Origin of the sequence: Anaeromassilibacillus sp. Marseille-P3371 (assembly GCF_900169665.1) — a bacterium.
In the GTDB taxonomy this organism is placed as follows: domain Bacteria; phylum Bacillota; class Clostridia; order Oscillospirales; family Acutalibacteraceae; genus Anaeromassilibacillus.
This window is the reverse complement of record NZ_LT835157.1, coordinates 3,235,180-3,242,819: the sequence shown is the minus strand read 5'-3', so window position 1 is coordinate 3,242,819 and position 7,640 is coordinate 3,235,180. Positions and strand designations below refer to the sequence as shown.

Annotated in this window: 5 protein-coding genes; all 5 read left to right on the top strand. The window is 48.7% G+C overall.

What is annotated here, in order from left to right; translation table 11 throughout:
- Positions 1-689 (top strand): galactose ABC transporter substrate-binding protein (locus tag B9Y59_RS13655; protein ID WP_143255389.1); only part of this gene is annotated, 689 nt, incomplete at its 5' end.
- A 120-nt stretch (positions 690-809) separates the two neighbouring features.
- On the top strand, positions 810-2,306 hold the full coding sequence (locus B9Y59_RS13650; protein WP_085531524.1) for a sugar ABC transporter ATP-binding protein: 1,497 nt from the start codon (positions 810-812) through the stop codon (positions 2,304-2,306).
- A 115-nt stretch (positions 2,307-2,421) separates the two neighbouring features.
- A complete protein-coding gene (mglC, locus tag B9Y59_RS13645) occupies positions 2,422-3,633 on the top strand; it encodes a galactose/methyl galactoside ABC transporter permease MglC (RefSeq protein ID WP_054323304.1) in 1,212 nt (403 codons plus the stop codon).
- A 474-nt stretch (positions 3,634-4,107) separates the two neighbouring features.
- Positions 4,108-5,760, top strand: coding sequence for a response regulator (locus tag B9Y59_RS13640; RefSeq protein WP_085534144.1), 1,653 nt, complete (start codon positions 4,108-4,110; stop codon positions 5,758-5,760).
- A gap of 53 nt (positions 5,761-5,813) precedes the next feature.
- Entirely contained in the window at positions 5,814-7,595 is a 1,782-nt protein-coding gene (locus tag B9Y59_RS13635) for a sensor histidine kinase (protein ID WP_054323297.1), read from the top strand.
- The last annotated feature ends 45 nt before the right edge of the window (positions 7,596-7,640 follow it).

Genomic DNA, 7,640 nt, shown 5'->3' with positions numbered 1-7,640 from the left:
TTCTGCAGAACCGCCAGCCGTCCGAGGAAGACATGAATTCCTATGACAAGGCATGGTATGTTGGCTGCCGTGCAGAGCAGTCCGGTACAATGTCCGGCGAGATCATCGCTGATTACTTCACCGCTCATCCGGAAGCTGATAAGAATGGCGACGGCAAGGTCCAGTATGTCATGATTCAGGGCGAGCCTGGCCACCAGGATGCTACCCTCCGTTCCGAGTATGCTCCGAAGGCAATCGAAGAGGCTGGATTCGGCGTTGAGCAGCTGGCTGCTGACACCGCTATGTGGGATAAGGTTAAGGCTACCGACTTGATGGCAGCATTTATCTCCTCTCAGGGCATTGACAAGATCGAAGCTGTTCTGTGCAACAACGACGACATGGCTCTGGGCGCAATCGAAGCTCTGAAGGCAGAAGGCTACAACTCCGGCGACGAGTCCAAGTATATTCCGGTTGTTGGCGTTGACGCAACGGCTCCGGCTCTGGAAGCTATGAAGGACGGCTCCTTGCTCGGTACAGTTCTGAACGATTCCACCAGCCAGGGCAATGCTAGCGTGAACATCGCTGTTGCAGCTGCTCAGGGTAAGGAAATCACCGAAGAGAACATTGGCTATCCGGTTACCGACGACAAGTATGTTTGGGTTGACTATGTAAAGGTCACACAGGACAACTATCAGGATTACATGTCCTAATTAGCGCGAACGCAGTACACTTTCTTTTGATTTCTTAAAGAAAAGCTTGTTCTACGGGGAACGCGAAAGCGAGCGCTTTCCGTTCCCCGCTTAATTTTAGCAAGAAGGAGGATTGATCGTATGGGAGAATATGTGCTGGAAATGAACAACATCACGAAGGTATTCCCAGGCGTAAAAGCGCTGGACGGAGTAACCTTGAAAGTGCGGCCCGGCAGCGTGCACGCTCTGATGGGCGAGAACGGTGCAGGAAAATCGACACTGATGAAGTGTTTGTTCGGCATCTACCATGAAGATGGCGGCGAAATCATCCTGGATGGAAAGAAACGGGTCATCAATACGTCGAAACAGGCGTTGGACCTGGGAATCTCGATGATCCACCAGGAGCTGCACCCAATCCGGTTCCGCCCGGTAATGGAAAACATCTGGCTGGGAAGATTCCCCATGAAAGGGATCGCCGTCGATAAAAAGACGATGATCAAAAAGACAAAGGAGCTCTTTAAAGAGGTCGACCTGGACATTGATCCGGAGGTACTGGCGGGAACGCTGTCGGCGTCCAACTTGCAGTTGGTGGAGATAGCGAAGGCGGTCAGCTACAATTCGAAGATCATCATCATGGACGAACCGACGTCATCGTTGACAGACAACGAGACCGAGCACTTGTTTAAGATTATCCGGCAGCTACAGGAAAAAGGCTGCGCGATCATTTACATCTCCCACAAGATGGAAGAGATCTTGAAGATCTCGGATGAAGTAACGATCATGCGAGACGGCACGTATGTAGGAACCTGGCCGGCAAGCGAGCTGACAACGGACCTGATTATCAACCGAATGGTAGGGCGCGATATGACGAACCGTTTCCCGCCGAAGGCGTACAAGCCGGGGAAGGAAGTCGTGCTGAAGGTGGACGATCTGTGTTCGCCGTTGCCGAAGTCGTTCCAGCATGTGTCGTTTGAGCTGCATAAAGGAGAAATATTGGGCATCGGCGGTCTGGTAGGCGCACAGCGTACAGAGATGGTCGAGGCTTTGTTCGGTCTGCGTGCGATTGCATCGGGCCATGTGGAAAAGGACGGCAAGCCGTTCAAGGTGAAGTCGGTGCGCGATGCAAAGGCGCATGGGCTGGCGCTGTTGACGGAGGAACGCCGTCAGAGCGGCGTATTTGGCATTCTGTCGATCGAGGACAACACGGTCATTGCTGCACAGAAGAGCTTTGCAAAGCATGGCGTGTTGCAGGAGAGCAAACGCTTTAAAGCGGCGACCGAATCGAACGAAAGCATGCACACAAAGACGCCGAGCATGAAGGAATTGATGCAGAACCTGTCGGGTGGCAACCAGCAGAAGGTTCTGATTGCGCGCTGGTTGTTGACGCATCCGGACATCCTGATATTGGATGAACCGACACGCGGTATCGACGTTGGTGCAAAGTATGAGATCTATACGATCATGCATGACCTGATTAAGGAAGGCAAGTCGATTATCATGATCTCTTCGGAAATGCCCGAACTGTTGGGCATGGCGGACCGCGTCATGGTCATGTGCGAAGGCCGTGTCACGGGCTTCCTGGACCGCGGCGAGGCGGACTCCGTTGGCGTTATGCGTTTGGCTACCAAATTTATGTAAATGAAAACTCATGGCCAGTGTGGCAGGGTTTTTCAAAAATTTTAATAGCCATATGCCTGTACGATCGTCGCGCGAAAGATGGGTATATGTAAAAAAGAAAGTGAGGTAAATGGGTATGCAAGGAGAAAAGACGATCCCGCGCAAAAAATATGCGCTGTCTTTCATCGTTGTGGGCGCAGTTCTTGCTGTCCTGGGTGTCATTCTCAACTTTGTATTGGATCCAAAAGCGACATTTGATCTGCCGTGGTTTATCCTTGGCATTGGCGTAATCGCCGTTGTCTATGGTATTGTACAGATGACGAGAGGCGAGCGCCTCCATCCGGAGGTTTCTTTTTCCTCCAGAGCAGCGAAAAACTTTTTGACGAATAACGCAATCATGCTGGCATTGTTGGCGTTGGTTGTCGTGATTTGCTTTATTGAGCCCCGTTTCATGCAGATTCAGGTGCTCTTGGACATTTTAACGCAGTCCTCTACCAGAATGATTATTGCATTGGGCATCTGCTTCACCCTGTTGATTGCAGGTACGGACCTGTCCGCTGGCCGTATGGTCGGTTTGGCAGCTGTTATCTCCACCTCTATGTTGCAGACAGCTACATATGCAAATCGTTTCTATCCGGACCTGCCGCAGCTGCCGGTTGTTCTGCCGATCATCGCAGCAATTGTAGCTTGTATGCTGTTTGGTGTGGTCAATGGCTTCTTGGTTGCAAAGTATGACATGCATCCCTTCATCGCCACCTTGGCTGTGCAGGTTATGATCTACGGTGCATGTTCTCTGTATTTCGATATGCCTCCGAACAGTTCCCAGCCGATCGGCGGTATCCGCCCGGACTTCTCGGCTATCGGCCAGACAAAGCTGTTTGGTAAGATTTCCGTCCTGGTTCCGATTGCAGTTGTCTTTACAATTGCTATCTGGTTCGTTTTGAATAAGACGGTATTTGGTAAGAACGTGTATGCGATCGGCGGCAACCGTGAAGCGGCTGTTGTTTCCGGCGTTAACGTGTTCAAGACCATCATGGGCATCTTCATTCTTGCTTCCTTCATGTATGGTGTTGGCGGCGTTTTGGAAGCTGCTAGAACAGCTGGTGCAACCAACAACTATGGCGACGGCTACGAACTCGACGCAATCGCGGCTTGCGTGGTCGGCGGCGTATCTTTGAATGGTGGTATCGGTACGGTTGGCGGCATCATCAGCGGCGTGTTGATCTTTACGGTCATCCAGTATGGTCTGCAGTTCATCGGTGTTAGCCCGATGTGGCAGCAGGTGATCAAGGGCATCATTATCGCGATCGCTGTTGCAATCGACCTGTCCAAGTACAGAAGAAAGTAATTTACATCTGAAAATTCAGGCCTGTTCCAGATTTTCTGGAACAGGCCTTTTTTTATTTCCAATTGAATTTGCGGAGAGGTGCAACGATGGGGAGAGAAAAAACAAGGGTAGGATGAAAAATTTCCTTGTCTCTGCGGCGAATTTCTGAATTATGCAGCCATATGATTTCGGTTTCTGTTACAATAAAACGAAATAACGATTTTTAGATGGGCTTGTACAAGGTCTTTTATTCCGCTTTTTGAGCGGATATGTTCTCAATATTATCGGTCAATGCGTGCTGTTTTTTCCATCGAATTGCCCGCAGAAAGACCGAGTGTGCCTATGAAATGGAAAGTGTTGCGCAATTTGTGTAAGAATGGTACAATAAATTTAAAGAACAATCAAATAGTTAAAGAATCATTGTCATGAAAGCGGAAATTGTGAGATGCTACAAGAAAGGCCGTGGACTGAAAACAAACAAAGGAGTTTCCACATATGGGACAATATCGAGTAATTGTGGTGGATGATGAGGAGGAGATTCGAGAAGGGATTATCCGGAAAATCGACTGGAATGCCCTGGGATATGAGGTAGTCGGCAGTGCGGAAAATGGCGTAGAGGCATTGGAATTGGCCGAACACCTGCATCCAGACGTCATCATGACCGATATTAAAATGTCGTTCATGGATGGCTTGCAACTGTGTCAACACATCGCGGAGAAAATGCCCTCTGTGAAGATGATTATTTTTTCCGGATTTGATGATTTTGAGTACGCGCAAAGGGCAATCAAATTGAACGTCACGGAGTACTTGCTGAAACCAGTTAATGCGCAGGAGCTCACCCAGACCCTGCAAAAGCTGAAATGCCAATTGGATCAGGAGCTTGCAGATCAGCGTGATATTGAAAAGTTGCGCCGAAATTATCAAGAAAGCTTGCCTGTGCTGCGGGAGCAATTTTTGGTTGGACTCTTGGAAGGACGTGTTCCACAGCAGCGCGTACAAGCACAGGCAGAAATGTTCCAACTTCACTTGGCTGCAAAATATTGGACGGTCGCATTGGTGCATGCAGAGGGAGATTCTGCACAGGCTTTGGCCGATGCAACGCCTCTTCGTAGCGCGCAGGAGTTGGTTCCGCTTTCCGTGGCAAAAACGGTCGGAGAGATTTTGGGGCGGTTTTGCCATTTCACAAGTTTTCTTTATATGGATAATGTTGTCATTCTGGCGGATTTTCAGAGTGATAACGATGTCACTTCCTTGATTACTGGATTGAATGAAGTCTGTAAGAGTGCATCCCGTGTATTGGGCGGGGACATCTCCGCCGGCGTAGGCGGCCTTTGCACGGATCTCAATGAGATTAGCCGCTCTTATCAGCAGGCGCAAAGCGCATTGGATTACAGCGCTATCATGGGCGAAGGCCGTGCAATATATATTAAGGACGTGGAACCTGACACTTCGGTACAACTGCAATTTGGAGAACAGGAAGAACGTGCCTTGATTAACGCCATCAAATTGGGCGGGGAAGAGGAGATCACAAAGGTGGTCAACGAGCTGTTTTCGCGTTTTGAAGCGCAGCTCATTCCGGTCGGTCAATATCAGGTTTATTTGGTAGAGTTGGTTACTGCATTGTTGCGTGTTGTGCGCACCTATGAACTCAATACAGATGAGGTCTTTGGCGAAGAATTCAATTATTTTACCACGATTTTTTCACATTCACCGTCCAAGATCCGGCAGTGGTTGATCGAGGCTTGTACACGAATTAGTGCTCAGGTCAAACGGGAACGCCTGGACTCTACAAAACTTCTGGCACGCAATGCCAAACAATATATTGAAGAACACTATATGGACCCGGAGATTTCTGTGGAAAAGCTGTGTGCGGTTTTACATGTGAGCCCCGCTTATTTTTCGACGGTTTTCAAGAGGGAAACAGAGATGAGCTTTGTTTCTTATTTGACAGAGGTACGGCTCCAACATGCGCTGAGTTTACTCAATACGACCGACGACAAGACGTATGTGATCGCTGGAAAAGTAGGCTACACGGAGCCGAACTATTTTAGCTATGTTTTTAAAAAGCGTTTCGGCGTCTCCCCTTCCAAATACCGTCAAGCGGCGCCCCCACCAAGGGACAATTCCGAAAAGCCTGTGGGAAAATAGAGAAATTGTAGGGAAGAGGTGGGGTGTGGAACGCGAACCCATGGAGGATTGTGATGCTGAGACGTCTGAGAAACTTTTCGCAGAGGATCAAACATGCTTATAAAAAACGCAGCATCCAGTTTACGATTTCGATCACCTTTACCTTGGTGGCGGTGGCCGGAATGATTCTGGTGGCCGTCATACTGTCCGCGCGGTTTATCAATTCCAGTGAGAAAATGGTCTCCGATGACAACCGGCGTATGTTAAGCCAGGTCAATTTAAACTTGGACAATTACCTGCATAACATGATGCGTGTCTCGGATTCCATGTATTACCGTGTCATCAAAAATGTTGACATTGAGACGGACATGGACAGCCTCGTCAAAGATATGCGCTTGCTTTATGAAACAAACCGGGACCTGTTGGTCAGTGTGGCCGTTTTTACAGACAGCGGTGAAGTAGTCGCTGCGGAGCCGCTCTCTCAGCTGAAATTTACAGTGGACCCCAAGAGCCAGGACTGGTTCGTTGTTGCAAATGAGCGGATTGAAAACTTACATTTTTCTACACCGCATGTACAGAATTTGTTTACCAATTCGGATAACCGGTACAGCTGGGTTGTCTCGTTGAGCCGTTCAGTCGAGCTTACGCGAAGTGGTTCCATTGTGCATGGGGTGCTATTGGTCGATATGAATTTTAGCGGCATCGAACAGATTTGCAAGAATGTCGATCTGGGGGAATCGGGATACCTGTATCTTATAGACGCGAATGGGGAAATCATCTATCATCCGCGCCAACAGTTGATCTACTCCAATTTAATCCATGAAAACAATTTGCAGGCGGCTGCCTACGAGGATGGCACCCATACAGAGGACTTCGAGGGGCAGCAACGTTTGGTGACCGTCAAGACGGTAGGATACACGGGCTGGCGGATTGTCGGCGTGGTGCCCATGTCGGATATTACAAACGATTACAGTCAATTCCAGCTGTTTTCCATGTTCTTTGTTTGCTTTGCCATCTTTTTGTTGATTACAGTGAACATGTTTCTCTCTCAGAGAATCGCCAATCCGGTAAAATCTCTGGAACGTTCGGTTAAGGAACTGGAAAAGGGGAACCTGGATGCTCATATCAGTATCAAAGGTTCCTACGAAATTCAGCATCTTGGAAAAGCAATCCGTTCCATGGCCGAACAGATGCGAAAACTGATGGACGACGTAGTTACAGAGCAGGAGAGCAAACGAAAAAGTGAAATGGATGCGCTGCAATCGCAGATCAATCCCCATTTCCTTTACAATACCCTGGATTCGATTGTTTGGATGGTGGAAAATGAGCGCTACGAAGGCGCTATTCAAATGGTGACATCTCTGGCAAAATTGTTCCGAATTAGCCTTTCGAAGGGAAAAAATATCATTACCGTTGCGGACGAGCTGGAACATGTCCGAAATTATTTAACAATTCAGAAAATTCGCTACAAAAATAAATTTACGTATGAGATTACGGCGGAACCCGAGACACTTCATTGCCAGACCATCAAACTGATTGTACAGCCATTGGTAGAAAACGCGATTTACCATGGAATGGAGTTTATGGACGGAGACGGTGAAATTTATATCCGTGCGTATCGCAAGGATGGGGACCTCTATATCGATGTAGTGGACAATGGCTTGGGGATGCCACAGGAACAGGCGGATGCTCTGCTGACCAAGGACACCGGGAAGGTGCGCGGCAAGGGCTCTGGCATTGGGTTGAAAAATGTACAGGAGCGCATACAACTTTACTTTGGCCCAGATTACGGCCTTTCCCTGTACAGTGAACCGGATGAGGGAACTACGGCCCGAATCCATCTTCCTGCCAAATAAAGGGAAGGAGCTTGCTCCGACCGGAAACCATTTGGGAGGCCTTTG

Excerpts from the sequence above, each read along its gene's own strand:
- B9Y59_RS13650 (WP_085531524.1), top strand. The coding sequence starts at position 810 with ATGGGAGAATATGTGCTGGAAATGAACAACATCACGAAGGTATTCCCA.
- mglC (WP_054323304.1), top strand. The coding sequence starts at position 2,422 with ATGCAAGGAGAAAAGACGATCCCGCGCAAAAAATATGCGCTGTCTTTC.
- B9Y59_RS13640 (WP_085534144.1), top strand. The coding sequence starts at position 4,108 with ATGGGACAATATCGAGTAATTGTGGTGGATGATGAGGAGGAGATTCGA.
- B9Y59_RS13635 (WP_054323297.1), top strand. The coding sequence starts at position 5,814 with ATGCTGAGACGTCTGAGAAACTTTTCGCAGAGGATCAAACATGCTTAT.